The organism is Spirillospora sp. NPDC000708 (genome assembly GCF_040299565.1).
Lineage (GTDB): Bacteria > Actinomycetota > Actinomycetes > Streptosporangiales > Streptosporangiaceae > Spirillospora.
In genome coordinates, this window is sequence record NZ_JBEPCJ010000003.1 from 227981 (window position 1) to 252958 (window position 24978).

Consider the following 24978-nt stretch of genomic DNA (forward strand, 5'->3'; position numbering starts at 1 on the left):
GCGGAGATCACCTCGTGCTCACGATCTGGGTCATGCCCTCGTCCTGGATGGCCTGCGGGGCGGGCTTGCGGGCGTCGTGGCTCATCCGGACCAGCATGGCGATCAGGATCCAGTTCGCCATCAGCGACGAACCGCCCTGGGACAGGAACGGCGTGGTCAGACCGGTCAGCGGGATCAGCTTGGTCACCCCGCCGACGATCACGAAGACCTGCAGGCCCAGCACGAACGAGACGCCGCCCGCGAACAGCTTGAGGTACGGGTCCCGCGCGGCGACCGCCGTCTTCATGCCGCGCTGCACGATTAAGGCGTAGACGAGCAGCAGGGCCATGAGCCCGGTGAGCCCGAGCTCCTCGCCCATGGAGTCGAAGATGAAGTCGCTGAACGACAGCGGCGTCTGCCACGGCTGGCCCTGCCCGAGCCCGGTGCCGAGCACCCCGCCCTCGCCGAGCGCGAACAGCCCCATCATCAGCTGCCGGCTGTCGGAGTACTCGCCGCCGAGTTTCGCGCAGGCCGTGAAGCCCGGGTAGCCGCTGCCCGCCGCCTTCTCCGTCTTGTAGATCGTCGTGTCCGGGTTGACCGGGACGACCTTGCCGCTGTGCAGCAGGCAGCCGCCGTCGAAGTACGGCTTCGGGTTCTGCCAGATGTCGATCCGCTGGTTGACGTGCGCCATGAACGGCAGCTGCGTCGCGACCAGCACGCCCACCGCCAGCAGCCCGACGCCGATCGCCACCCACGACACCCGCTGCGTCGCGATGTACAGCATCGACACGAACAGGCCGAAGAACAGCAGCGCCGTGCCGAGGTCCTTCTGCATGAACAGCACGCCCAGGCAGAAGAACCAGATCACGACGATCGGGCCCAGGTCGCGGGCGCGCGGCAGGCTGAACGGGCCGATCTTCTTGCCGATCAGCGACATCGCCTGCCGCTTGTTCACCAGGTACCCGGCGAAGAACACGACGAGCAGCAGCTTGGCGAACTCGCCCGGCTGCACCGACAGCGGCCCGACGTGGATCCACACCCGCGCGCCGTTGATCTCCGCGCCGATGCCCGGCACGATCGGCAGCAGCAGGAGGATGATCGCGATCAGGCCGGTCAGGTACGTGTAGCGCTGCGCGGTCTTCGGCGTGAACGACAGCGGCGCGTCGGTCTTGGTGGTGTCCCGCATGATCAGGACCGCGGCGACGAACAGCCCGATCCCGACGAACGTCCACAGCAGCTGCCCGGGCGCGTCCGCCGCGTCCTTGATCAGCTTCTTGCCGGCCAGCTGCGCGGCCTTCTTGGTGTCGCTGGTGTCCAGGTCGAGCCGGTAGATCATCGCCAGCCCGAGCCCGTTCAGCGCCACCGCCAGCGGCAGCAGCAGCGGGTCGGCGTACGGCAGGAACTTCGTCTGCACGAAGTAGGCGGCGAGCGCGAGCACCACCAGGCCGCCGCCGAAGGTGAACAGCCCCGCGGGGATGTGCCCGTCACGGGCCAGCCCGACCTCCGCGAACGCCGACAGCGTCAGCACCATCGCGAACGCCAGCAGCGCGAACGACGCCGCGTTGCGCCGCTGGTAGGGCAGGACCGCCCTGATCTGCTCCCCGAGCGAGCTCATCTATGGCTACCCCCGTCGGAAGGGCAGTCCTTGATGGACGGGTTGCTCCCCTTGCACTCGTTGCGGCGGTCGCCGAGCTCCTTCAGCTTCGCCTCGGCCGCCTGCTGCCCGATGAACGCGAGACCGCCCTTCGTCACGGCGGTGGCGTCCGAGGTCGGCAGCTCGCTGAGCGGGATGTCGCTGTTGGTGATCTTCTTCTCCTGGCAGTTGCGCTGGCCCTGCCCCTTGACCACGACGACCTTCCCGGCCTCCTCGGTCAGGACGTACTTGCACACGCGGTTCTTCAGGTCGTTGAGCGCGGACGGGCCGTTGACACTGTAGGTGCCCTTGACCTGCGCCTGCAGGTCAAGCGGCAGGTCCGCGACGAGGATCGGCGGGTTCGGCTGCTTGTCGGCCTTCCGGGACAGGCTGATCCCCGGCACCTTCTGCGTCGTCCCCCGGTACAGGACGACCTTGCCGTCCTCCGAGCCGATGTAGTAGCCGTTCCGGACGTTCTGCACCAGCACGAAACCGCCCGCCACCACGGCCACCACCACGACGCCCGCCACCACGATCAGCCACGTCCAGCGGCGCGCGCCCCCGCCGCGCCGCCGCGGCGCCGCCATCGGCTTCTGCATGCCCTGCGGCATCGAACCGGGAGGCCCCGCCATCGGCTCGTTCATCGGCATCGGCGCCGGCGGCGGCATCTCGTCCACCGCGACCGGCGGCTGCGGCATCGTGTCCCGCAGCTGCGCCGCGCGCCCCGCCGGGGTGTCCGCCACCGTGACGTTCGCGCCCGTGCCGCCGCCCGGCGGGTCCGGCGGCGCGGCGTTCGCCGCCGCGCCCACCGCGTGCCCCGGACCGCCCGTCGGCGGATGCCGCTCCAGGTCCACCACGTCCGCGACCACGCAGGTGATGTTGTCCGGGCCGCCGCCCCGGTTCGCCAGGTCGATGAGCTGCCGGACGGCCTGCTCGGGCTCGTCCACGTCGGTCAGCACCTGGAAGATCGTCTCCGCCGTCACCACGCCGGACAGCCCGTCCGAGCACAGCAGGTAGCGGTCCCCGACCTTCGCCTCCCGCAGCGACAGGTCCGGGTCGACCTCGCCGCGGCCGTCCAGCGCGCGCAGCAGCAGCGACCGCTGCGGGTGCGTCGCCGCCTCGTCCGGGCTGATCCGGCCCTCGTCCACCAGCGACTGCACCAGCGTGTGGTCGTGCGTGATCTGGAAGAGGCTGCCGTCGCGCAGCAGGTAGGCGCGCGAGTCCCCGATGTGCACCAGCGCGACCTGGTTGCCCGCCCACAGCATCGCCGTCAGCGTCGTGCCCATGCCCTGCAGGGCCGGGTCGGACTCCACGATGCGGTGCAGGTTGTCGTTGGCCGTCTTCACCGTGTGCTCGAGCGCGGCCAGCAGCTCGTTCGCGGGCAGGTCCTTGTCCAGCCCGCGCAGCGCGTCGATCGCGGCGGCACTGGCGATCTCGCCGCCGACGTGCCCGCCCATCCCGTCGGCCACCGCGAGCAGGTGCGCCCCCGCGTACGCCGAGTCCTCGTTGCCCTCGCGCAGCATGCCGACGTCGGAGCGCGCGGCGTAGCGGATTCCCAGTGTCATTTGCGCAGCTCGATCACGGTCTTGCCGATACGGACCGGTACGCCGGGCGGCACCGGCATCGGCCGGGTCACCTTCGTGCGTCCGAGATATGTGCCATTGGTCGAGCCGAGATCTTCCACGATCCACTGACCGTCCTGCGCATAAAGTCGGGCATGCCGGCTCGAAGCGTAGTCGTCGGTCACCACGAGCGTGGCGTCATTGGCGCGACCGATGGTGATGGGCACCCCCGTGAGATCGATGACGGTGCCGGCCCGCTCGCCCTGGACGACCACGAGCTTGCTGGGGGCGCCGCCTTGGGCGCCGCGGCGGGGCGGCGGGGGCGCCGCCATCTGCGGCCGGCCCGCCTTCGGGGGCCGGGGGGGCTGGGCCGCGCGCGTGGCCGCCTTCGTCGCCGCCTTCGAGCCGAACAGGTCGGCCCTGATCACACCGACGGCCGCGATGACGAAGAGCCAGAGCACCGCGAGGAACGCTAGCTTGATCAGCGTGAGGGTGAAATCGGACATCGGAGTCGGGGTTACTCCCTATCGCGGCGGAACACAAGGGTAGTGCGGCCCATCGTGACCCGGGAGCCGTCCACCAGCGTCACCCGCCGGATCGGCTGCCCGTTCACGAACGAGCCGTTGGTCGACCCTAGATCCACGAGCACGATTTCGGGACCTTCTACGCGGATCTCGGCATGGTGCCGGGACACGCCCGGATCCACGAGACGCAGGTCGCAGTCGGTGCCGCGGCCCAGCAGGGTGACCGGAGTGTTGATCTCATAAGTGCGCTGCGTGGTGTCGGAGCCCTCCACCGCCGTCGTCACCAGGAGCCGCGGATTGCCGCCGAAGGCGCCGCCCCGGCCGCCCTGCGGCACGTCGCTCACGGGCTGGCGGATCTCCCCGCCCTCCACGGTCGACCCCCGGATCACGCCGGACCGGATGCGGAACATGCCCGTGGCGAGGTCCCCCGCGTTCTCGAACCGGACGCGCACCGGACCGACGAAGGAGTACCCCTGCTCCTTCGCGTACTCGCGCGCCAGATTCGCCAGCTCCTGGCTCAGGCTGTCGGCGTACACCTGCAGCCGCTGCCCGTCCTGCTGAGAGATCTCGACGACGAAGTCGTTCGGGACCAGCGTGCGGCCCTGTGCCACGATCGCGGCCCGATCGTCCATCTCGCGCTGCACAGCACTGGCCACCTCGACCGGCTGGAGCTCCGACTTGAAGGCACGGGCGAAGGCCCCTTCGACCATGCCCTCGAGCCGTCGCTCGAAGCGCTGAATGACGCCCACGGGCACCTCCTCTCCCCACTGGTAGACGATCGTATCGGTGCGAAGGTTCGCGAGAAGTATCCGAGTACCTAACCACTGCTGCGACCGTGCTAGCCTTTTCAAGCGCCCGGAAACGGGCCGACACCCTGGGCGGGTGGCGGAACGGCAGACGCGCACGGTTCAGGTCCGTGTGTCCGAAAGGATGTGAGGGTTCAAATCCCTCCTCGCCCACTTGGGGACGCAGACGGAAGTCGTAGCCCCACAGTGACGGAACAGACCCCGGAGCAGCAAGCTCCGGGGTCTTCGTCATATACGGAGGCCAGTCTTCTGTGACTCCTGGGACCCAGGGGACGGGCGCGCAGGAGACCACCTCGCCCCTTGGACCTGGTTTGCGGTGGTCTGCCGGCGTCGTGAGCGCCGGAGGTTGGCGTAGCCGTTCATGCCCTCGACGGTGTTGCGGAGCCGGCCGTAGACGTCTTGCCCTTCCGGGCTGCCGTAGGCGGGCTCGGCGTCCCGTCGGACACCGCGGCGTACCCGGCCGCGAGCAGCAGCAGGTCCGGGGCGCGCAGCGGTATGGAGAACACCGGCGCGTACCCGGCTGCGAGCAGCATCAGGTTCCGGTCGCGCAGCGGCACGTCCAGGTACTCGGCGAGCCGCAGCACCAGGTCGCGGCTCGGCGCCGACCGGCCCGTCTCCACGAAGCTCAGATGCCGCGTCGATATGCCCACCTCACACGCCAGCTCCAGCTGGCTCCGCTCCCGCAGCCGCCGCCATGCGCGCAGCTGCTCCCCGATGGGGCGCACGTCGCTCAATGCCGTGGTCATTGGTGTCACGTGAGTGACGCTATCCAGGCCCGAGGCGCTGAGAGCTCCGCCATATGCCGGACTGCGCAGTTCCTGCGCGCCGCGGCATCGTTTCTGCGCGGCCGCGACATCGTCCCCCGGATCGCCCGGCGCGGCGCCGAGCGTTCCGACCGACTCGGCCGACACCGCGGGGTGGTCGAGCACGCGATCTCAGGGCTGAACGACTTCCGCCGCCGACGTGGCCGTTGCCCCGTCCATCAGGCGGGATAGCATGCGCCGGTGAGTCGACGGCGGCCGAAGAGAAAGCGCCGCGCCCCCATCCCGGTCGACGGTGCGCACTCACGAACCGACGGTCCCAGCGAGTTGCGCCCGAGCAATCCGACTCACGACCTGCTGGACCGCGAGCCCGTACGGCTGTGCGTGGAAGGCGATCTCCTCGTCGGCCACGGTTTTGGACGCCAGCGGGTGGCGATCCCCCTGTCGTCGGTGAAGGCTCTGGGCGTCTATTCCATCTCCCGCCCCCGGGGCGGCCCCCGCCGGGGGCTGGTGGTGCTTGACGGCGACGACCGGATTCTTCTGCGCGCCCCGGGTGCCTGGGGCGAGGACGGCACCTTGTGGGCCTTCGGCCGCAAGGCCGGGCTGCAGGCGCCCCAGCACCGGTTCGGCCGCCCGTTGTGGAGGCGGGCACGCGGCTGCCGGCGGCTGCGGACCCGGCCCCGTGGATCGGCTCTGGCGGCCGGGATCGTGCTCGTCGCGGTGCTGGCCGCCGGCGGGTACGGCGGGGCGGCCGGCGTGTTCCTGGCCGGGATGCTGCCGGAATCGTTCGGTGCGGTGCGTTTCCTCATCGACGCCGTCGCCCTCGTCACCGGACTCATCGCGGGCCTGGGCGTGGCCCTCAAGGCAGTGCAGTGGACGACCGTGGCCCTGAAACGGGTCGCGCGCCTGCTGGTCCGTTCTCTCGGACGCCCCGTACCACCCGAGCGGCCCGCACGCCCGGCGCCTGCCGGCCAGGACCGGCGGGACTGGAGCGCGTTCTCCGGCCTCGCCGTGCTGGGCCTCGCCGTCTTCGGGCCGGTCGTGCTCGCGACCGCGATCACCGGTGGTGTCCGCGACGCGCACCTCCTCGACCGGCTGCGGCACCACGGCGTCACGGTGACAGGCGAGGTCTACGACCACCCGACCGTCTCGACGGGGGCCCACGGCGACATCTCGGTGTCCCACCACCCGCAGCTGACCTTCATGACCCGTGGGGGCACCAGTGTCACGACCCGCGACCCGGTGATCGACGGCCACCGGTACGACAAGGACGGCATCACCGAGACCACGATCGTCTACGATCCGGCGCGCCCCACGACGGCGGCGGTGCGGGAGCAGCTGAAGGTCTCCCCGTGGGCCGGAGGCAGGACGGGCAACCTGGTGTCCGGCTCGGCGCTGACCGTGGTCCTGATCGCCTACCTGCCCTTCTGGCTACGCCGGAGAAGGCTTCGGGGCCCCGCGGCGGCGGAGGCCGAACGGCCGCGACGGCGTTCGGGCGCAGGCCACGGCGCTTGATCGGGGCCCTGACGGCGGCGGGAAGTCCGGCGGGAAGGCGAACGGGTACCTCAAGCCGTAGCCGTACGCGCTGGCCGCCCCCGCCGGACGATCCCACATCCCGTTCCTTAGGGTTGGCCGTCTTCTCCTGGGAGCGTGTCGAGCGCGCAAGGTGACGGCAGTGGCGATGAGGCTTCCGCCGGCCGGCAAGGGCCGGCGTCGCCGCGTCAGTCCATGCCGATCAGGGAGAACGTGAGGGTGATCGCTGCGTCGCGCAGTAAAGGCGGCGCGGACGGTACGGCCCGCAGCACCCACCGGCGTCCCAGCCGAGCGATCGTCGCGACCTCGCGGCCGTGGACGTCCATGACCTTCATGGTCGTGGCGCCGCTGCCCACGGGCTCTGCCGAACCGACTTGCTGTCCGTCGGGGCTCAGCAGCGTGTAGCGCAAGGTGGGATGGACGGTCGTGCGGCGCACCATCATCTTGGCGGTGCCGGTCGCATCGAGCATCACGGACTCCGGCTGGTAATCCTTGCTCGTGCGCTCCTCAATCAGCATCAGGGGCTCACCGCCGGAGCCGTACAGGGCAGAGAACGTCGTGGCGTCGCGAGAGATGCCGGCCAGCACCTCCAAAGTGGAGCGCTCGTAGTTCCTGCGGTGCCGGCCCGGCAGTTCGAGGCGGCTATACCCGGGTGGCGGCTTGGCGGTGCGCCGGGTGGCGTACGCCCGGCCGTCCGGGTGGCACACGTCTTTCCGGCCGATGAGCACGACGAGCCCGTCTCCTGGTTCGGCAAGCAGACGCCGGGCAATGGTCCGGCCGGGGCCGGCCAGACCGGCGACGAACACCGGCAGCACCATCGCCGCAAGAACAAGCGGGATCAGTCCGATGAACAAGATGCCGTTCCTTGCGAACCCGCCCGCGTACGGGCCCATGGGCCCGATCCGCACCGGCACCCCGGTGCGTCCCGCGTCATCGCGATCGAGGCCGTAGATCTCGCCCGAGCCGGTGTGTCCGTCGTGGGTGCGCCACGTCCCCGTACAGACGAGCTTCGTCGTCTTCCCGGTCCGCACGCTGTGGCATTCGGCGACATCCGCCGCGGCCTTCTCGCCGGCGGTGAGCGTGTAACCCATGACCACCGGCCAGAACAGCAGGCCGGCCAGGATCGCCCCAACGAAGCCCGCCACCACCAACCGCCGCCGCACCATGGCGCGAAGCCTAAGACGGCTTCCCGGCACTCCGCAGTAAGGATCATGGAAGCGCTTGAGGCGTTGAACTGTCCGGAAGATGGCTCTGTCGCATATTCGGCTCCGTCTCACGACCCGCGGTGTTGGTGTATCGCGGGTGTATTGAAAAGCGGATACGGCACCGCAACGGGCGTCCGTCTTCAGTGAAGGCATGGACTGCATCGCATCGCTGTCGGCCCGTCGTACGTGCAGGGTCGCGCTCGCCGGTTCGGGTCGGAGAGCGGACGGTCGTCCTTTCCGCCGGGCGGCTCTCGCTGATCGATGGTCGGCGTACGGGCTGACCATTCGGCGGTGAGCCGTGGAGATCAAAGCGCGCGTTCTCGCGGTCGTCACTCGGGTCGTCGCGGTGCTGCTGGTGCCGGTCGCGTTCTTCCGTGCACCGGACCGCGCACGGTTTCTGGCCTGCCAGTGGGCCTTGGCCCTGCGCTTTCCCGCCGAGGATCTTCGGGGGCTGGCGCCGGAGACGCTGGCGGCGTTCACGCATGCGCGGGCCGAGGCGTTCTGGCGCCACGGGCAGATGATCGGCCTCACCTCGGGCTACCGCGACGCGAGGGAGCAGTACCGGATCTTCGCCGAGGAGGTGTGGCGCACCGGCTCGGTGCAGGCGGCGCGGCGCCGGGTGCTGCCGCCGGAGGAGTCGAGCCACGTGCGGGGGTTCGGGCTCGACGTCCGGCCGACCGAAGGCGCGCGGTGGCTCGAACGGCACGGTTGGCGGTACGGGCTCTACCGCGTCTACGACAACGAGTGGTGGCACTTCGAGTACCGCACGGCCGCGCCGATCCGGCTGCCGCACCCGGATGCCGCGCCCCGGCGGATGCACACGGATCCGGCCGACGACCCGTGGAGGCGGCCGTGAACGGGCCGACCCTGCAGACGCTGCCCGAGGCGGTGGCCGCCAACGTGGCCGGGATCCGCGCGCGGACGCGGAGCACGATCATGGCCGTGGTCAAGGCCGACGGTTACGGCCACGGCGCGGTCGCGGTCGCCAAGGCCGCTGTTGCCGCCGGTGCCGGGTGGCTCGGGACGACGAGCGTCGCGGAGGCGTGCGCGTTGCGGGCCGCGGGGGTGGCGGTGCCGATCCTCACCTGGCTGCATCCTTCCGGGATCGACGCCGAGGCGGCGGCCGCGGCCGGGGTCGATGTCGCGGTCGGGTCGGTGGACGAGCTCGGCGGGCTCATCGCGCAGGCCGCGCCGGCGGTGCGGGTTCATCTGCATGTGGACACCGGGATGTCCCGGGGCGGCTGCCCCCGCCGACAGTGGGACGAGCTGATCGGTATGGCTCAGCGCGGTCAAAGGGCTCGGCGGGTCCGCGTCGTGGGCGTCATGGGGCATCTTCCGCTGGCCGACCGGGCCGAGCCCGCGGCGAACGCGCCGGCGGTCGCGGACATGCACGAGGCGCTGAAGGCGGTCCGGGCGGCGGGGCTCGGTTCCCCGCTCGCCCACCTCGCGGCCACGTCCGGGACGGTCACCGATCCGGCGACGCATCTCGGCATGGTCCGGGTCGGGGCGGGACTGGTCGGCATCGATCCGTCCGGGACCGTGGAGATGCACGGCGCGTCCCGCCTGACCGCGCCGATCGTGCACACGACGGCGGTTCCGGCGGGCACGCCGGTCGGTTACGACGGCACGTACATCACCTACCGCGCCACCCACCTGAGCATCCTCCCCATCGGGTACGCCGACGGGATCCCCCGGGAGTTGTCGCCCCGAGCCGGCGTCGAGATCCGCGGGTGCCGTTTCCCGGTGGTCGGACGGGTCTCGATGGACCAGATCGTGATCGATACCGGCGCCCGGTACTTCCCGGCCGGCACGTCCGCGACCGTGTTCGGCCCGGACGGGGGCGCCACCCCGACCGTCCAGGACTGGGCGCGCTGGGCCGGGACCATCCCGCACACCATCGTCACCGGCATAGGGCCGCGTGTGAGAAGGAGCATCGCATGACACGGCGAATCGTGGTGATCGGCGGCGGAGAGAACGCCGAGCACGACGTCTCCCTGGCCACGGCCGCGGCGATCGCGAAGGCGCTGCGGTCCGGCGGTTTCGACGTCGACGAGCTGACCATCGACCGCGACGGGACGTGGAGGCGGGGAGCGGACGCGCTCGGGAAGCAGGCGATCGGTTCGCTGGCGGCGGCGCTCGGCGTCATCGAACGCGCCGACGTCGTCTTCCCCGCGGTCCACGGCCCGTCCGGTGAGGACGGGACGCTCGCGGCGCTGTGCGCCCTCACGCACACGCCGATGGTCGGCTCGGGCCTGCGCGCCGGGGCGCTCGGCATGGACAAGTGGGCGACCAAGCTCGTGGCGGAGGCGGTCGGGATCCGGACCGCTCCGGGGCGGCTGGTGGCGGCGGCGGAGATCGCCGGTATTGGGTTCGAGAAGGACGTGGTCGTCAAGCCCGCCTCGGCCGGGTCGAGTTTCGGTGTCGCCCTCGCACGCGACGCCTCCCAGTTGCGCGACGCCCTGCGGTGCGCCGCGCGGTTCGACGACCGGATCCTGATCGAGGACGTCGTCGGGGGCCGGGAGATCGATGTGGCCGTGCTGCGGGAGGCCGGTGGCCGGCGGTGGGCGTCCCCGCCGCTGGAGATCCACACCGACGGCCTGTTCGACACCCGGTCGAAGTACGACGGTTCGGCCCGGTTCGGCGTGCCCGCCGGAGTCGACGGCGCGGAGCGGGCGGCCCTGACGGAGGCGGCGCTGCGGATGTTCGACGCGCTCGGCTGTGCCGGGGTCGCCCGCGTCGACTTCTTCCTCACCGGCGACGGGCCCGTCCTCAACGAGGTCAACACCATGCCGGGGATGACCGCCGAGTCGCAGGTGCCGAGAATGTTCGCCGCGACCGGGCTGCCCTACGAGCGGCTGGTCGCACGCCTGGTCGACGCCGCCGCGGTCCCGGACTCCCGAGGACGGGAAGCGATCATGTGACCCCGCGCGGGTGAGGGTGATCCGCACCGCCCTCACCACTCCTGCAGGCGTGTCGGTTTGCATACGTCGGCGATATGCCGCGCTGCTTAGCCTTGAGGCGTGCGCGTGCTGATCGTGGAAGACGAGCCCTACCTGGCCGAGGCCGTCCGGGACGGTCTCCGGCTGGAGGCCATCGCCGCCGACATCGCCGGGGACGGCGACTCCGCCCTGGAGATGCTCAGTGTCAACTCCTACGACCTGGCGGTGCTGGACCGCGACATCCCCGGTCCGTCGGGCGACGAGATCGCCCGGCGCATCGTCGCGTCCGGCAGCGGCATGCCGATCCTCATGCTCACCGCCGCCGACCGGATCGACGACAAGGCCACGGGGTTCGAGCTCGGCGCCGACGACTACCTCACCAAGCCGTTCGAGCTCAGGGAGCTGGTGATGCGGCTGCGGGCGCTGGACCGCAGGCGCGGGCACGCGCGCCCCCCGGTCACTGAGATCGCGGGCCTGCGGGTGGACCCGTTCCGCCGGGAGGTCTTCCGCGACGGACGCTACGTCGCGCTCACCCGCAAGCAGTTCGCCGTGCTCGACGTCCTCGTCGCCGCCGAGGGCGGGGTCGTCAGCGCCGAAGAGCTGCTGGAGCGGGCCTGGGACGTCAACGCCGACCCCTTCACCAACGCCGTCCGCATCACCGTCTCCGCCCTGCGCAAACGGCTCGGCGAACCATGGCTGATCGCCACGGTGCCGGGCGTCGGCTACCGGATCGACACCACGCAGTCCGGCGGCCCCCGTGCGTAGGCGCCCGGGACTCAGCGCGCGGCTGAAACTCACCATCAGCTACGCAGGTGTGATCGTCCTCTCCGGTGCCCTCCTGCTGGCCGTGGTCTGGGTGTTCCTGCTGCGCTACGTTCCCGACGGGGTGATCAAACCCGGGCCGGGGTTCTTCCGGGACAGGGGCCCGGCGCCGCCGTTCATCCCCAACCGCACCGACCTCTGGCGAGCCTTCGCGCCCCGCGCGGCCCAGGCACTGGCCTTCCTCCTGCTGTTCGGGCTTCTCGGCGGATGGCTCCTCGCCGGCCGGATGCTCGCACCCCTCACCCGGGTCGCGGACGCGGCGCGGCTGGCCGCGAACGGGTCGCTGTCCCACCGGATCCGCCTCGAAGGCCCCAGAGACGAGTTCCGCGAACTCGCCGACGTGTTCGACACCATGCTCGAACGGCTCGAATCCCACATCACCGAACAGCAGCGGTTCGCCGCGAACGCCTCCCACGAACTGCGCACCCCGCTGGCGATCTCCCAGACGCTCCTCGACGTCGCCCGCAACGACCCCGCCCAGAACCGGGACGAGCTCATCGAGCGGCTCCAGACCGTCAACACCCGCGCGATCGACCTCATCGAGGCCCTCCTGCTGCTCAGCCGCAGCGACCGCAGGACCTTCACCCGCGAGCCCGTCGACCTGTCCCTGGTCGCCGAAGAGGCCGCCGAGACCCTGCTGCCCCTCGCCGAGAAGCGGCAGATCACGCTGGAGGTCACCGGCGAGAGGACCCGGACCGTCGGCTCCGAGGAGCTCATCCTGCGGATGGTGACGAACCTCGTCCAGAACGCCATCGTCCACAACCTGCCCGCCGGCGGCACCGTGACGGTCCACACCACGGCGGAGGACGACGCGAGCGTCCTGCGGGTCGAGAACACGGGTCGACCGCTCCCCTGGGACCTGGTTCCGACCCTCATCGAGCCGTTCCAGCGCGGAACGCGGCGCGTCCGCACCGATGAGCACGCCGGCGTCGGCCTGGGGCTGGCCATCGTCCACAGCATTGTCCGAGCACACGACGGGACCCTCGACCTCACGCCGCGCCCCGCCGGCGGCCTCCTCGTCACGATCCGCCTCCCCGGCACGCGTCAGGACCCGTCCCCGACCGCGGCCCACCAGCCCGTCAGAGCACCGTCACCGGCGGTGTAGCGGCGAACAGCACCTTGCTCGAGTACACGAAGTGGCCATTTCGGCATTATGGACGACATGAGAAAGAGCGATCCGCTGGCAGGGCTCGATGCTGTCGAGTGGACCCGGCTCCGCCACGCCTACGGGACGGCCGGAAACGTTCCCGGACTTCTGCGCGCTTTGATGTCCCCCGACGAGAACAAGCGAGAAAACGCTCGTTCCGCGCTGCACGACAATGTCTGTCATCAGGGTCGCAGGTACGAGGCGGCCGCACCGACAGTGCCGTTCTTGCTGGCGATCGCCGCAGACCGTTCGATGCCTGACCGTGCCGAGCTTCTTCAGCTGGTGTCGGAACTAGCGGTCGGATGGGCCGACGAGCACCTGCCGCTAGGCGTCGATATCAAGGGTTGGCGGCGAGAACTGGCCAAAATGCACGCGGCGGACCCGCGGAAGGAGCAGCGCGGCGCCCGCGACGAAGGTCTCGCCTTCGACGACTTCCAGGAATCCCTGCACGAGACCACCGTCGCATTGGCCGCCTACGATGCGGTCCGGGCCGGATTGCCGACCGTGCACTGCCTGCTGACCGACCCGGACTCCAGCGTGCGGGCCACCGCCGCATACCTGCTGGGCTGGTTTCCCGAGGAGGCCGCCGCGTCGACTCCGCCGCTGCGCGCGTTGTGGAACGTCGAGACCGTCCCGGCCGTCACCGTCAACGCGATCATCTCGCTGGGGCTGCTGTCCGACGGCGGCCTCATCGACCGGATGCGGGATCAACTCACCGGCGACGAACCGCTCGCATGCTACGGCGCCGCCATCGCGCTGATCCGCATGGGCGTCACCGACACCGCCGTCATCGCCGAACTCGCCACGGCCTGCACCCGCCCACCCGAGGCGGACGGTCCCGGGTTCCTGGGGTGGGACCTGCGGGCCTATGCCTCCGAGAGCCTGGGCATGCTGGACGGTGCGGCACCCGCCGAGGCGGTCGACAGCGTGTTGGACGGCCTATCCCGCAGCAGCGACTTCGGGGCATGCCCGGTGGCCGCGGCCGCACTGCGGCTGACCTTCGGCGCACCGCCGCGCCCCTCGCTGCCGCCGCTTGACCAGCTCACACCCCTGCAGCGCCGTACCGTCCGCACCCTGGCCTCACTGCCCGAGACCACTTGGCACATTCTCGACTTCCGCGAGCTACTTGAGGCCTGGGGCGTCTCCGGCGACCGGGACACCTGCCGCCGCTACGCCGGTCTCGCCTGAACGACCCCAACGCTCGGCCGAACGGGCTCCCTGCGTATCAGACGAGTGGGTCCGGGTGGACCTGCTCGCCTTCGACGAACGTGGCCTTGACGGTCACCTCGGCGAGCCGTTCCGCCGGCACGGTGTACGGGTCCGCGTCGAGCACCACCAGGTCGGCGTACTTGCCGACCTCGATGGTCCCGGTCTCGGTGTCGAGGTGGTTCACGCGGGCGCTGCCGAGCGTGTAGGCGGTGAGCGCCGTTGCCAGGTCGAGCCGCTGCTCCGGCAGGAACTCCTCCGTGTCCTCGCCGGGCGCCACCCGGTTGACCGCCACGTGCAGGCCCCACAGCGGGTCGGGGCTGCTCACCGGCCAGTCGCTTCCGGCGGCCAGGGCCGCCCCGGTGCGGTCGAGGGAGCCGAAGGGGTACTGCCAGGACGCGCGCTGCGGCCCCAGGAAAGGGATGGTGAGCTCGTCCATCTGCGGTTCGTGCGCCGCCCACAGCGGCTGGATGTTCGCGGTCACGCCGAGGGCTGCGAAGCGGGGCACGTCGTCGGGGTGCACGACCTGCAGGTGGGCGATGTGGTGCCGGTTGCCGCCCGGCCCGTTGATCGTCCGCGCGCGGGCGAAGGCGTCCAGGGCCTCCCGGACGGCGCGGTCGCCCACCGCGTGGACGTGCACCTGGAAGCCCGCGGCGTCCAGCAGTGTCACGTATTCCTGGAGCTCGCCGGGGTCGATGAAGCTCATCCCGTGGTTGCCGGTGCTGCAACCGCAGCCGTCGAGATAGGCGGAGGTCATGGCGGCGGTGAAGTTCTCCGCGACGCCGTCCTGCATGATCTTGACGGTGCCGGCGCGGAACCGGCCGGCGCCGCCGCGGCGGGCCAGGAGTTCGGGGATCTGCTCGGCGCCGCGGTCCCTCTCCCACCACAGGGCACCGGCGACCCGGCCGGTCAGCGTGCCCGCCTCGGCCGCCGCCAGGTACGCCCGCTGGATCTTCGGGTCGACCATCGCGTCCTGCCAGGCGGTGACGCCGGCCGCGTGCAGTCGCCGCTGCCCCGCGTGCAGGCCGCGCAGCAGCTCGTCGCCGGTCGGTTCGGGGACCAGCCGTCCGACGAGGCGGGCCGCGCCCTCGTGCAGGGTGCCCTGCGGGGTTCCGTCCGGCTCCCGCTCGATCCGGCCGTCCGCGGGGTCGGGTGTCGCGGCGCCGATCCCGGCGAGGTCGAGGGCTCTGGTGTTGACCCAGACCCCGTGGCCGTCCTGGTTCACCAGGTGGACCGGGCGGTCGGGCACCACCGCGTCGAGGGCGGTGCGGGACGGGGTCCCGCCCGTGAACCAGTCCATGGCCCAGCCGCCGCCGACGATCCACGGCAGATCGGGATGGGCTTCGGCGTAGTCCCGGACGACCCGCAGCGCCCCGGCGGCGTCTCCGGCGGCGGCGAGGTCGCAGCGGATCATGGTGAGCCCGGCCATGACCGGGTGGACGTGCGCGTCCTGGAAGCCGGGCAGCAGCGCGCCTCCGCCGAGATCGACGATCCGGGTGCCGGCGCCGGCGAGCGGCCGGATGTCCGGTTCGGATCCCACGGCGGTGATGCGGCCGGACTCGACCGCCACGGCGGTCGCCGTCCGGCCGGTCACCGTGCGGACCAGGCCGTTCCGGAAGATGAGATCGGTGGGCATGGGAGGCTCCTCAGAATGATGCGGGCCGCGACGGCGGCTGGCATGAGCTCGGCCCGTGACAGCCCACGGCCGTGGAACGGGCGCAGTGCGCGCGTCGCGGAGAGGTGGGAGAGGCCGTTCACGGGCTCTCCTCGGCGAGGGCACGGCGGTCGGCGGCGATCCGGGCCGGATCCCAGCCGCGCCGCGGGATCGAATCGAGCAGGAGACGGGTGTAGGGGTGCTCGGCGCCGGCCAGCACTCTCGCGGTGGGCCCGGACTCGACGACCCGGCCCCGGTGGAGCACCAGGACGTCGTCGGCGACGTGGCGTACCAGCGCGAGGTCGTGGCTGACGAACAGGTAGGCGATCCCGAGGGTCTCGCGCAGTTCGCGCAGCAGCTCGACGATCTGCGCCTGGATCGAGACGTCCAGCGCGGCGGTCGCCTCGTCGAGGATCAGCACCTTCGGCTCCGTGGCGAGCGCGCGGGCGAGGGCCGCGCGCTGGCGCTGCCCGCCGGAGAGGCGTTTCGGAAGCGCGCCGGCCTCCCTCACGCCCAGGCCGACCCGGTCCAGGAGTTCGTCCCTGCGGGCGAGCCGCTGCGCCCGGCTGAGAGCGAAATGCAGGCGCAGCGGTTCCTCGACGCAGTCGCCGACGGTGATCCGGGGGTCGAGGGACAGGTAGGGGTCCTGGAACACCATCTGGATCTGCCGGGCCCGTTCGAGGCGCGCGCTTCGCCCCCTTGCCGGCCCCGTGCGGTCGGACCCGCACGCGCTGATCCGCCCGCCGTCGGGGCGTTCCAGGCCGACGAGCAACCGCGCGGTGGTCGTCTTCCCTGAACCGGACTCGCCGACGAGGGCCAGCGAACCGCCGGCCCGCAGGGTGAACGACACGTCGTCGACGGCGACCTGCCCGCCGAAGGACTTGCGCAGGCCCTCGGCCTCCAGCACGGGCTCAGTCATGGATCGGTTCCTCCGCTCGCAGGCACGCCACGTGCGCCGCCTCGATCCGCCGTAGGACGGGCTCCGCCTCGGTGCATCGCTCGACCGCGCGAGGGCACCGCGCGGCGAAGGCGCAGCCGGGCGGCGCCTCGGCCAGCGACAGCGGACGGCCCGGGATTCCGTGCGGCGGCCGGGGGGAGTCGATGCGCGGCGTCGCGGCCAGCAGTCCCGCCGTGTACGGGTGGCGGGGCCGGTCGAAGAGATCATCGGCGGACTGCGTCTCGACGATCCGCCCCGCGTACATGACGTAGATCCGGTCGCAGATCGCGGCGGCCAGTTCCAGATCGTGGGTGACGAACAGCATCGCCATCCCGCGCTCGGCGCGCAGCCGGGTCAGGATCGAGACGACCTCCGCCTGGGTGGAGACGTCGAGCGCGGTGGTCGGCTCGTCGGCCAGCAGCAGCCGTGGTCCTCCGGCGAGCGCTCCGGCGATCATCACGCGCTGGAGCATGCCGCCGGAGAACTCGTGCGGGCGCCTGCGCAGTGCCCCGCGCGGGTCGCGGATTCCCACCGACTCCAGCAGCGACTCCGCCTCCTTCAGCGCCTGCCGCGCCGGCGTCCCCGCGGCCCGCAGGCCCTCGGTGACGAAGTCGCCGATGCGGCGCAGCGGGTTGATGGAGGCGCGCGGGTCCTGGAACACCATCGCGGCCTCGCGGCGCCGCAGCTCCGTCAACCGCGCGGCACCCATGGCGAGGACGTCCTCGCCGCCGACCCGCAGCCGGCCGGTGGCCGTCGCCCCGTCCGGCAGAAGGCCCAGGACGGCCCGGCAGGTGACCGACTTCCCCGATCCCGACTCGCCCACCAGGCCGACCGCCTCGCCGGGGGCGACGTGCAGGGACACGCCGTCCAGGATCGGGCGGGCCGCGCGGCCCCGCGCCAGCCGAACGCCGAGGTTCTCGATGTCCAGCATCACCGCTCCCGCTTCGCGACCCGGTCGGCGATGCCCTCGCCGACGATGCCGAAGGCCACCACGGCGATCACGATGGCGGCGCCCGGCGCGAGCGCCGGGAGCAGCGCGCCCTGCAGCAGGGCGGGCGCCCCCTCGTTGATCATCGCGCCCCAGTCCGGGGTGGGCGGCTGGACGCCGAAGCCCAGGAAGGACAGCGCGGCCAGGTCCATCAGCGCGTACCCGAAGTTGATCGCCGACTGCGCCAGGACCAGCGGGGCGATGTTCGGCAGGAGATGGCGCAGGCAGATCGTCCGGCCGGAGCATCCCTGCACCCGGTACGCCTGGATGTAGGGGCGGGTCATCTCCTGGCGCGCCACGCCGCGCACCAGCCGTCCGACGTAGGGGGTGTACGCGACGCTCATCGCCGCGACCGGAGCCGCGAGCCCGGAGCCGAACATCGCCACCAGCACGATGGCCAGCAGCAGCGCCGGGAAGGCGAACACCAGGTCCATCACCCGCGACAGCACCGTGTCGACCGGTCCGCCGCGCCACGCGGCGGTCAGGCCGACCAGCAGGCCGAGCACCGTGGACGCGACGACGACGGCCAGGGGCTCGAGCAGTCCCGTCCGCGCGCCGTAGATCAGCCGCGTCAGGATGTCGCGGCCGGACTGGTCGGCGCCGAGCGGGTGCGCCGCGCTCGAACCGCTGAGGGTGGCGGACAGATCGACCGCCTCGGGATCGTGCGGTGCGATCAGCGGTGCGAACACGGCCAGGACGACCAGGACGCCCAGCACGGCGAGCGCGGCCGTGACCAGGCCGTCCCCTCCGCGCAGCCGCGGCATCGCCCTCCGCCGCAGGGGCAGGGCGCTCATGCGGCACCTCCCTTCGCGTGGGTCAGGCGCGGGTCGATGAACGGGTGGAGGAGGTCCACGAGCAGGTTGGCTCCCACGAAGGCCAGGACCACCAGGAGGCTGACGGCCTGCACGACCGGGAAGTCCTTGACGGTGACGGAGCTGACGAGCAGCTGGCCGATGCCCGACAGCCCGAACGCGGTCTCCACGATCGACGTGCTGACCAGCAGCCCGGCCACGACCGTCCCGGTGACCGTGCTGATCGGGCCGAGCGCGTTGCGCAGCACGTGGCGGCGGATCACCGCCGCCCGGGGGACGCCGCGCGAGCGGGCGACCTCGACATGCTCGCGCGCCAGTTCCTCCAGCATGGAGGCGCGGGTCACGCGGGCCAGCAGCCCGGCGAAGGTGAGCGCCAGCGCGATCGCGGGCAGCGTCAGATGGGCGGCCCGGCCGCCGAGGCCGCTGCCGTTGCCGAACGCCGGGAACCAGCCCAGCTTCACCGAGAAGACCGAGATCAGCGCGATCGCCGCGACGAAGGCGGGGGTCGCGGTGGCCACGCCGGTCCCCACGAGGACGAGCCGGTCGACCAGCCCCGGCCGCAGTGCCGACAGGGCGCCGAGCGCCAGCCCGGCGAGCAGGATGAGCACGGCCGCGTAGCCGACCAGCCACAGCGTCGTGGGCAGCCGGGCGGCGATCAGGCCGGCGACGTCCTGCCGGAACTGCACCGACCGGCCGAAGTCCCCGCTCAGCGCTCCGCCCGCCCACTTGAGGTACTGCACGGCGAAGGGGTCGTCGAGGTGGTACTGCGCCCGGACGGCCGCGATCGCCTGCGGCGAGGCCGCGCGGCCGTTCATCAGGAACGCGGCGGGATCGCCCGGTGCGAGATGAACGGAGGAGAACACCGCGATCGATGTCGCGACCAGGGTGACGAGCAGTCCGGTGAGGCGTCGGACGAGGAATCCGGCCGGCGCGCTCAACCGGCTGCTCCCAGCGGCGCCGCCCACGGGTACTCCAGCTGCGCGATGCTGGTCGGCGCGCCGGTCACCCGCTTGTTCAGGAACAGGCTGTGCGGGACCTCGTACAGCGGGATCCACACCAGATCACCGACGGCGATCCGCTGGAGCTCGGCGACGACGGCCGCCCGCTTCTGCGGGTCGGGCTCCGCCTCGGCCTGGTCCACCAACCGGTCATAGCGCGGGTTGGAGTATCCGCCGTAGTTGCTGAAGTTGCCGGTCTGCAGGATCCCGTAGAACTCGAGCGGATCGGGTGTCGAGTCGTACCAGGTCGTCATCACGAGGTCGAGCCCCGCTCGCGCCTTCGGATCGGAGAACAGTGCGGTGTAGGCGTCCGGCGCGACCGTCCTCAGCCTGACGTCCAGCCCGATCTCCCGTCCGGCGGACTGGACGGCGTTGGCGATGACGGCGATCTCGGGAGCCAGCGTGCTGGTGGCCATGACGATTTTCCGGCCGGTCGCCCCGGCGTCCCGGACGAGCTTCTTCGCCGCGGCGACGTCGCGCGCGGGTCGGGGCAGACCGGCATAGGCCGTCTTCGCCACCGCGGGCGCGATGGCCCAGGCGCCGGTCGCGGCCGGCGCCCGGGCCGGCGTGCCGACCCCGGCCGCCCCGGCCTTGATGATCCCGGCCCGGTCCAGGGCCATCGACAGCGCCCGCCGGACCCGGACATCGCCGAGCGTTCCCTTGAGGTTCGTCGGGATCAGGCTGACGGCGGTGGTGTTGGGCCCGAAGTAGAGCTTCCCGGCGGACGAGGCGCGCAGCTTCGCGAACCCGGACGGAGGCAGCAGGTACCCGCCGTCGACCTGCCCGGACAGCAGAGCGTTCACCCGGGCGGCCGGGTCCTGGATGAAGACGTTCTTGATGGTGCCGGTCTTCGGGGCCAGGCTCGGATCCCAGTAGCCCTCGAACTTCTTCAGCGTGATGGCCTGCCCTTTCTGCCAGCTCTCCAGGGCGTAGGGGCCCGTGCAGTCGACGCCGCCGTCGGGCGTGCCGTACTCCGCGCCGGCCTTGGCGAGGAACCGGGCGCTCTCGATGGTCCCGGCCGAGGTCCCCATCTCCTCGTTGAAGAGCTGGTCGGGCTTCTTGAGCCGGACCGTCACCTGCATCGGCCCGGTCTTGTCGATCGACGCGACGTTCTGGAAGGACGAGATCCAGTACGAGCCGACCTTGGGGTCCATGTGCCGCCGCAGGCTCGCCACGACGTCCTCGGCGGTCAGCGCGGATCCGTCGTGGAAGCGCACTCCCGAGCGGATCGTGTAGACCCACCGTTCGGCGTCCGGTGACGCGGCGGTCGCCAGACCCGGCGCGATCTTCAGATCCGGCGTGATGCGCTGGAGCTGCTCGCAGACGTTCGCCAGGACCGTGTTCGGCGGATAGTCGTAGGCGTGGGCGTAGTCCAGCGACTGCGGTTCGGCGTACAGCGACCACGTGACCGAGGCGAGAGGCCCTCCCGCCCGCGGGGTGTCCTTGGAGATCTGGAACGCGGCCGAGCCGGCCGTGCCCGTCTTGGAGGCACCGCCGCAGGCGGTGGCCGCGAGCGCGATGAGGGCCGTCGCGGCTGTGAATCGGGCGGCGCGCAATGGACCACCTCTTTCTCGAACAGGCCGCGGCTCAGGGCGCGGCGAAGTGCGGCCAAGTATTGGTGAAGGAACGTTCCCGCACAAGGCTTTGCAGGAACGATTCCGCAGAGCTGGACCAGGGGTACCGCAACGCTCCGGCAGCTGACAGGATCTGGTGGATGAGTCCACCCGCACCGCGAGTCCGGCTGGTCGACGTCGCCCGCGCCGCCGGCGTCTCCAAGACGACCGTGTCGGCCGCGCTGAACGGGTCCGGCAGGTTGCCCGAGGCCACGCGCCGCCATGTCCGCGACGTCGCCCACCGCCTCGGCTACCGTCCGAACGCCACCGCGCGCCTGCTGCGTGCGGGGCGCACACGGCTGCTGGGGCTCGCGGTCCGCGAGTACTCCGAGACGCCCTGGGTCTACTCCGAGCTCGCCTACTTCTCCCAGCTGGCCAACGCCGCCAGCCGCACCGCCCTCGGGCACGGCTACGGCATCGTCCTGCTGCCCACGACCTCGCCGGGCGACTGGTGGCTGGACCTGCCCTTGGACGGCGCCATCGTCATCGACCCCACGGCGGACGACCCGATGGTCGCCGACTTCCTGTCCGGTGGAATCCCCGTGGTGAGCGACCGCCGCGCGCTGGACGCCTCAGGCCGTCCCGAGGACGCGGAGAGCCTCGGACGCTGGGTGGACTTCGACTACGCGGCCGCCGCACTGAGCGTCCTGGACCATCTGGCCTCCTCCGGAGCGCGCCGCGTCGCGCTGGTCACCGCGATGTCCACCTCCAGCTTCTTCGAGGAGTCCGAGCGCGCCTACCGGGCCTGGTGCGAAGACCACGGGCAGGAGCCTCTGCTCACGGCCACCGCCGCACCGGGCCATTCGGAGGCGCTGGAGGCGGTCGACGAACTGCTCGCGGCGGCCGGTGAGCCGCCCGACGCGCTGTTCACCCTGGTCGAGACCAGCCCGCCGCTGCTGCTGGACCGGCTCCGCCGGCACGGCCTGTCCGTCCCTGACGACCTGCTCCTGGTGGCCACGACCGAGGACCCCACCGCCGCCTTCAGCGACCCGCCGGTCACCACGCTCAGCTTCCTGCCCGCCGAGACCGCCAAGGCCGGCGTGGAACTCCTGGTGAACGCCTTCGAAGGCCGCGACACCCCCCGGGGCCACCTCTTCACGGCTCGTCTCGACGTCCGCGCCTCCTCGACGCCCCGAACCCGCCGGGCGGCCCGCGAGGAGAGCAGGACCTGATCCGGTCGACCGGAAGGGCCCGGCCGGCGATGCGGCAGCGCCCTCCCGTCGTGCTGCCGGCGGAACCCGCCGTCCCGCCCTGCCGTCGGTGCGGGTCCGGTGACCTTCCTCGGGCCTGGCGGGGCGGCCCGTTCCTCGGGCTCCTGCAGGGGCTAGTAAATGTGAGACTTATTCATGTACTTTGGCGATCCCCCGTGAAGGAGATCGCATGGGTTCGCGACGGCTCGTGCCGACGGTCGTGGGCGTGGTCCTGGCCCTTCTCATCGCCGGAGCGCTGATCGATCCGGTCGGGTTCTTCGCGTTGCTGGGGATGCCCGGGCGTGCGATGCCGGCCGCACGGTGGCAGGTGGCGCCCCTCGGCGTCTACGTGCCGCTGCTGGTGGCGGGCACGGCGCTCGTCGCGGCGGCTTTCGGGCATCTCGGGAGGCGGGCGCGATTCGCGACGGTGTGGGCGGGGTTCGTGCTGGCCGCCGTGGTCGCGAAGGCCGTCATGGCGCTGGCGGCCACCGTGCCCGCGCTGAACGTCGCCGACCTGCTGTGGGCGACGAGCTTCACCGTCCCCAAAGCCGCCCTGTACGCACTGGTCCCCGCCGCGGCGACCCTTCCCGTGCGGGCGGGCGAGCGCCCGGACGGGGAGCCCGCGCACCGAGCGCACTGGCCGATCGCGGTCATCGGCGTCGCGGCGGTCGCGATGACCGGGCCGTGGGTGTCCTCGCACTGGTCACGGGACCTGCCGCACGGCCTGCCATCGGCCTCCCCGCAAGGCGGGGCGGCCGGGCTCCTCGCGGGCCTGCTGGTCCTGCTCCTCGCGCTCGCCCGCACGCAGCGGACCTTCGCGCGCCGGTCCCGCACGGCCGCCGGGGCCTTCCTCGGCGGATGGCTGGCCGCGATGTGGGCGGGCATCGTCCTCGGGGCCGTCCAGGTCGCCGGGCTGGTGGTCCTGGACGGGCCGGGTGCTCCCTTGCAGACACCCGCCGCGCTGTGGGTCCGTCTCGGCGAGGGCGCGTCCTTGGGGGCCGCCGTCGGCTGGGTTCCCGGGCTGCTCGCCCTTCTGGCCGCTCGCGGCGCATTCCGGTGGCCCGCGGCGCGGACCGTCCAGGCCACGGCCCTGGTCACCGCGGTCGTGGTCGCCGGCGCGGCGGGGGCGGTGGCCGCCGCGCGTCCCGAGCCGCCACCCGCGCCCCGCAAGGCCGCGGCCGCCGCGTCCGGGACGGAGTTGTCGGCGTTGCGGGTCGTGCGGGGGAAACGGCCGCGGATCGTCGACGGCGAGGGACGGCAGGTCCTGCTTCGCGGGGTGAACGTCAACCAGCTCGTCGACTTCTACGCGCCGCGCCCGGGCGTCCCGGCGACGCTGCCGCTCAGCGAGGACGACTTCGCGCAGATGGCCGCGCTCGGGCTGAACGTGGTGCGCCTGGGGGTGTCGTGGTCGCGGATCGAACCGCGTCCCGCCCGGTACGACGAGGGGTACCTGCGGCAGATCGACCAGGCCGTGGCCTGGGCGAAGAAGCACGGGCTGTACACGGTGATCGACATGCACCAGGACGGCTGGAGCAACGCGCCCACCCCCCGGGGGACGTCCTGCCCGCCGGGCACGTCCAGGATGGACGGCTACGACGGCGCGCCGGCGTGGGCGACCAAGACCGACGGCGCGCCCCGCTGCCAGTTCACCGGACGCGACATCTCGCCCGCCGGGGACCGCGCGTTCACCAACTTCTACTACGACCGCGACGGCGTCCAGAGCCGCCTGGTCAAGGTGTGGGCCATGCTCGCCGCACGCTTCGGCGCCGACCCCGCGGTCGCCGGGTTCGACCCGCTCAACGAACCGGGCTTCGGCGAGCAGGCGCCGCTGACCTCGACGCTGCTCCTCGGCCGCTTCTACGACCGCGTCCTGCGCGCGGTCCGCGCCGCCGAGAGCCGCCCGCACCCCCTGTTCCTCGAACCGAGCATCTTCTGGTCCGGCACCGGGTTCGACGCTGTCCCGCGGGGCTCCTTCGCCGCCGATCCCGACATCGTCTTCGCGCCCCACCTGTACGCCGAGTCGATCACCATGGACGCCTCGCTCGGCCTCCCCGTCATGACCTCCGTCGAGCACGGCTTCGTCCTCGCCCGGCGCGCCGCCGGCGACATGCCGGTGTGGAGCGGCGAATGGGGCTTCTGGGGCGACGACGGCCCCGTGGCCGACCGACTGCACCGCTACGCCCGCCAGGAGGACGGCGACGCGATCGGCGGCGCGTTCTGGGTCTGGAAGCAGGCGTGCGGCGACCCGCAGAACGGCATCGAACCCACCGGCAACGGACTCAACAACCTCGACTGCGCGACGGGACGCTTCCTGCCCCGCGACGCGGCCGCCGTCCAGGAGATCTCGCGAGCCTTCCCGCACGCCGCCCCGGGCATCATCACCTCACTGCGGTCCCTTCCCGGCGGACGGCGGACGTTCCGGCTCACCGGGAGATCATCCGCGGGCGGCTGCACCCTGGAGGTCTGGGTGCCGGGGAACGAACGCCCCGCCCCCGCCGCGACCGGCATCGACCGGATCGACGCGCGACGGGTCGAAGGCGGCTGGATGGTCACCGGCTGCGCCCACGGCTCCTACCGGCTGACGCTCGACTGAACACAGGCGAGAGCCGGACGTGCACTTCGTGGACGCCGAGCGCTGGTCGTCGCTGCGGGGCGGCCGGTGAACGCGA

21 protein-coding genes and 1 tRNA gene are annotated in these 24978 nt (G+C 72.0%); 10 read left to right on the forward strand and 12 right to left on the reverse strand.

From position 1 onward, the window contains the following. Positions 1–7: 7 nt before the first annotated feature. The 4 genes from ABT299_RS03990 to ABT299_RS04005 are packed head-to-tail and all read right to left on the reverse strand — an operon-like array spanning position 8 to position 4447. The gene (locus ABT299_RS03990; RefSeq protein ID WP_500249679.1) at positions 8–1594 is read right to left on the reverse strand and encodes an FtsW/RodA/SpoVE family cell cycle protein; all 1587 of its coding nucleotides are present in this window, start codon (positions 1592–1594) and stop codon (positions 8–10) included. Continuing rightward, positions 1591–3177, reverse strand: a complete 1587-nt coding sequence (locus ABT299_RS03995) for a Stp1/IreP family PP2C-type Ser/Thr phosphatase (RefSeq protein WP_500249680.1) — start codon at positions 3175–3177, stop codon at positions 1591–1593. The genes ABT299_RS03990 and ABT299_RS03995 overlap by 4 nt, the downstream gene beginning before the upstream one ends. Beyond that, complete coding sequence (locus tag ABT299_RS04000; protein ID WP_190857761.1) at positions 3174–3680, reverse strand: FHA domain-containing protein FhaB/FipA; 507 nt, start codon at positions 3678–3680, stop codon at positions 3174–3176. Before ABT299_RS04000 ends, ABT299_RS03995 begins: the two co-directional genes overlap by 4 nt. An 11-nt stretch (positions 3681–3691) precedes the next feature. After that, a complete protein-coding gene (locus tag ABT299_RS04005; protein WP_190857763.1) occupies positions 3692–4447 on the reverse strand; it encodes an FhaA domain-containing protein in 756 nt (251 codons plus the stop codon). 127 nt (positions 4448–4574) lie between these two features. Between ABT299_RS04005 and ABT299_RS04010 the strand changes: the two genes are divergently transcribed. After that, positions 4575–4657: transfer RNA gene (locus ABT299_RS04010), tRNA-Leu, on the forward strand. Positions 4658–4863: 206 nt separating this feature from the next. Here ABT299_RS04010 and ABT299_RS04015 read toward each other — a convergent pair. After that, positions 4864–5250, reverse strand: a complete 387-nt coding sequence (locus ABT299_RS04015) for a helix-turn-helix transcriptional regulator (protein WP_190857898.1) — start codon at positions 5248–5250, stop codon at positions 4864–4866. Positions 5251–5592: 342 nt separating this feature from the next. Here ABT299_RS04015 and ABT299_RS04020 point away from each other — a divergent pair, with 342 nt between their 5' ends. Beyond that, positions 5593–6780 carry a hypothetical protein gene (locus ABT299_RS04020; protein ID WP_500249681.1) on the forward strand — a complete coding sequence of 396 codons (1188 nt, stop codon included), beginning with the start codon at positions 5593–5595 and terminating at the stop codon, positions 6778–6780. Positions 6781–6986: 206 nt separating this feature from the next. On the opposite strand, the gene ABT299_RS04025 is transcribed toward ABT299_RS04020, so the two are convergent. Continuing rightward, positions 6987–7964, reverse strand: coding sequence for a hypothetical protein (locus ABT299_RS04025; protein WP_500249682.1), 978 nt, complete (start codon positions 7962–7964; stop codon positions 6987–6989). 337 nt (positions 7965–8301) lie between these two features. Here ABT299_RS04025 and ABT299_RS04030 point away from each other — a divergent pair, with 337 nt between their 5' ends. From ABT299_RS04030 to ABT299_RS04055, 6 genes are all read left to right on the forward strand, one after another. Continuing rightward, on the forward strand, positions 8302–8859 hold the full coding sequence (locus tag ABT299_RS04030) for a M15 family metallopeptidase (protein WP_500249683.1): 558 nt from the start codon (positions 8302–8304) through the stop codon (positions 8857–8859). Continuing rightward, positions 8856–9944, forward strand: a complete 1089-nt coding sequence (gene alr, locus ABT299_RS04035; RefSeq protein ID WP_500249684.1) for an alanine racemase — start codon at positions 8856–8858, stop codon at positions 9942–9944. Before ABT299_RS04030 ends, alr begins: the two co-directional genes overlap by 4 nt. Next, positions 9941–10924, forward strand: coding sequence for a D-alanine--D-alanine ligase family protein (locus tag ABT299_RS04040; protein WP_500249685.1), 984 nt, complete (start codon positions 9941–9943; stop codon positions 10922–10924). Before alr ends, ABT299_RS04040 begins: the two co-directional genes overlap by 4 nt. Positions 10925–11023: 99 nt before the next feature. Further along, entirely contained in the window at positions 11024–11707 is a 684-nt protein-coding gene (locus ABT299_RS04045; RefSeq protein WP_190857769.1) for a response regulator, read from the forward strand. 49 nt (positions 11708–11756) lie between these two features. Then, positions 11757–12869, forward strand: a complete 1113-nt coding sequence (locus ABT299_RS04050) for a sensor histidine kinase (protein WP_500249686.1) — start codon at positions 11757–11759, stop codon at positions 12867–12869. A 57-nt stretch (positions 12870–12926) separates the two neighbouring features. Further along, positions 12927–14099 (forward strand): HEAT repeat domain-containing protein, encoded by a 1173-nt coding sequence (locus ABT299_RS04055; RefSeq protein ID WP_500249687.1) that lies wholly within the window; start codon positions 12927–12929, stop codon positions 14097–14099. A 37-nt stretch (positions 14100–14136) separates the two neighbouring features. On the opposite strand, the gene ABT299_RS04060 is transcribed toward ABT299_RS04055, so the two are convergent. The 6 genes from ABT299_RS04060 to ABT299_RS04085 all read right to left on the reverse strand — a co-directional run bounded on the left by ABT299_RS04060 (position 14137) and on the right by ABT299_RS04085 (position 21062). Continuing rightward, positions 14137–15753 (reverse strand): amidohydrolase, encoded by a 1617-nt coding sequence (locus tag ABT299_RS04060; protein ID WP_500249688.1) that lies wholly within the window; start codon positions 15751–15753, stop codon positions 14137–14139. 118 nt (positions 15754–15871) lie between these two features. After that, positions 15872–16690, reverse strand: a complete 819-nt coding sequence (locus ABT299_RS04065; RefSeq protein ID WP_500249689.1) for an ABC transporter ATP-binding protein — start codon at positions 16688–16690, stop codon at positions 15872–15874. Further along, positions 16683–17639 carry an ABC transporter ATP-binding protein gene (locus tag ABT299_RS04070; RefSeq protein ID WP_190857782.1) on the reverse strand — a complete coding sequence of 319 codons (957 nt, stop codon included), beginning with the start codon at positions 17637–17639 and terminating at the stop codon, positions 16683–16685. The genes ABT299_RS04065 and ABT299_RS04070 overlap by 8 nt, the downstream gene beginning before the upstream one ends. Next, positions 17639–18490 (reverse strand): ABC transporter permease, encoded by an 852-nt coding sequence (locus ABT299_RS04075; protein WP_500249690.1) that lies wholly within the window; start codon positions 18488–18490, stop codon positions 17639–17641. Before ABT299_RS04075 ends, ABT299_RS04070 begins: the two co-directional genes overlap by 1 nt. After that, positions 18487–19446, reverse strand: a complete 960-nt coding sequence (locus ABT299_RS04080; protein ID WP_190857791.1) for an ABC transporter permease — start codon at positions 19444–19446, stop codon at positions 18487–18489. The genes ABT299_RS04075 and ABT299_RS04080 overlap by 4 nt, the downstream gene beginning before the upstream one ends. Then, the gene (locus ABT299_RS04085; RefSeq protein ID WP_500249691.1) at positions 19443–21062 is read right to left on the reverse strand and encodes an ABC transporter substrate-binding protein; all 1620 of its coding nucleotides are present in this window, start codon (positions 21060–21062) and stop codon (positions 19443–19445) included. Before ABT299_RS04085 ends, ABT299_RS04080 begins: the two co-directional genes overlap by 4 nt. A gap of 158 nt (positions 21063–21220) precedes the next feature. Between ABT299_RS04085 and ABT299_RS04090 the strand changes: the two genes are divergently transcribed. Both ABT299_RS04090 and ABT299_RS04095 read left to right on the forward strand, forming a co-directional pair. Further along, entirely contained in the window at positions 21221–22291 is a 1071-nt protein-coding gene (locus ABT299_RS04090) for a LacI family DNA-binding transcriptional regulator (protein ID WP_387025872.1), read from the forward strand. 208 nt (positions 22292–22499) lie between these two features. Then, positions 22500–24902 carry a cellulase family glycosylhydrolase gene (locus ABT299_RS04095; protein ID WP_500249692.1) on the forward strand — a complete coding sequence of 801 codons (2403 nt, stop codon included), beginning with the start codon at positions 22500–22502 and terminating at the stop codon, positions 24900–24902. Positions 24903–24978 lie beyond the last annotated feature (76 nt).

Coding starts and splice junctions, on each gene's coding strand:
- ABT299_RS03990 (WP_500249679.1), bottom strand. CDS start 1,594: ATGAGCTCGCTCGGGGAGCAGATCAGGGCGGTCCTGCCCTACCAGCGG.
- ABT299_RS03995 (WP_500249680.1), bottom strand. CDS start 3,177: ATGACACTGGGAATCCGCTACGCCGCGCGCTCCGACGTCGGCATGCTG.
- ABT299_RS04000 (WP_190857761.1), bottom strand. CDS start 3,680: ATGTCCGATTTCACCCTCACGCTGATCAAGCTAGCGTTCCTCGCGGTG.
- ABT299_RS04015 (WP_190857898.1), bottom strand. CDS start 5,250: ATGACCACGGCATTGAGCGACGTGCGCCCCATCGGGGAGCAGCTGCGC.
- ABT299_RS04025 (WP_500249682.1), bottom strand. CDS start 7,964: ATGGTGCGGCGGCGGTTGGTGGTGGCGGGCTTCGTTGGGGCGATCCTG.
- ABT299_RS04040 (WP_500249685.1), top strand. CDS start 9,941: ATGACACGGCGAATCGTGGTGATCGGCGGCGGAGAGAACGCCGAGCAC.
- ABT299_RS04055 (WP_500249687.1), top strand. CDS start 12,927: ATGAGAAAGAGCGATCCGCTGGCAGGGCTCGATGCTGTCGAGTGGACC.
- ABT299_RS04060 (WP_500249688.1), bottom strand. CDS start 15,753: ATGCCCACCGATCTCATCTTCCGGAACGGCCTGGTCCGCACGGTGACC.
- ABT299_RS04065 (WP_500249689.1), bottom strand. CDS start 16,690: ATGACTGAGCCCGTGCTGGAGGCCGAGGGCCTGCGCAAGTCCTTCGGC.
- ABT299_RS04070 (WP_190857782.1), bottom strand. CDS start 17,639: ATGCTGGACATCGAGAACCTCGGCGTTCGGCTGGCGCGGGGCCGCGCG.
- ABT299_RS04075 (WP_500249690.1), bottom strand. CDS start 18,490: ATGAGCGCCCTGCCCCTGCGGCGGAGGGCGATGCCGCGGCTGCGCGGA.
- ABT299_RS04090 (WP_387025872.1), top strand. CDS start 21,221: ATGAGTCCACCCGCACCGCGAGTCCGGCTGGTCGACGTCGCCCGCGCC.
- ABT299_RS04095 (WP_500249692.1), top strand. CDS start 22,500: ATGGGTTCGCGACGGCTCGTGCCGACGGTCGTGGGCGTGGTCCTGGCC.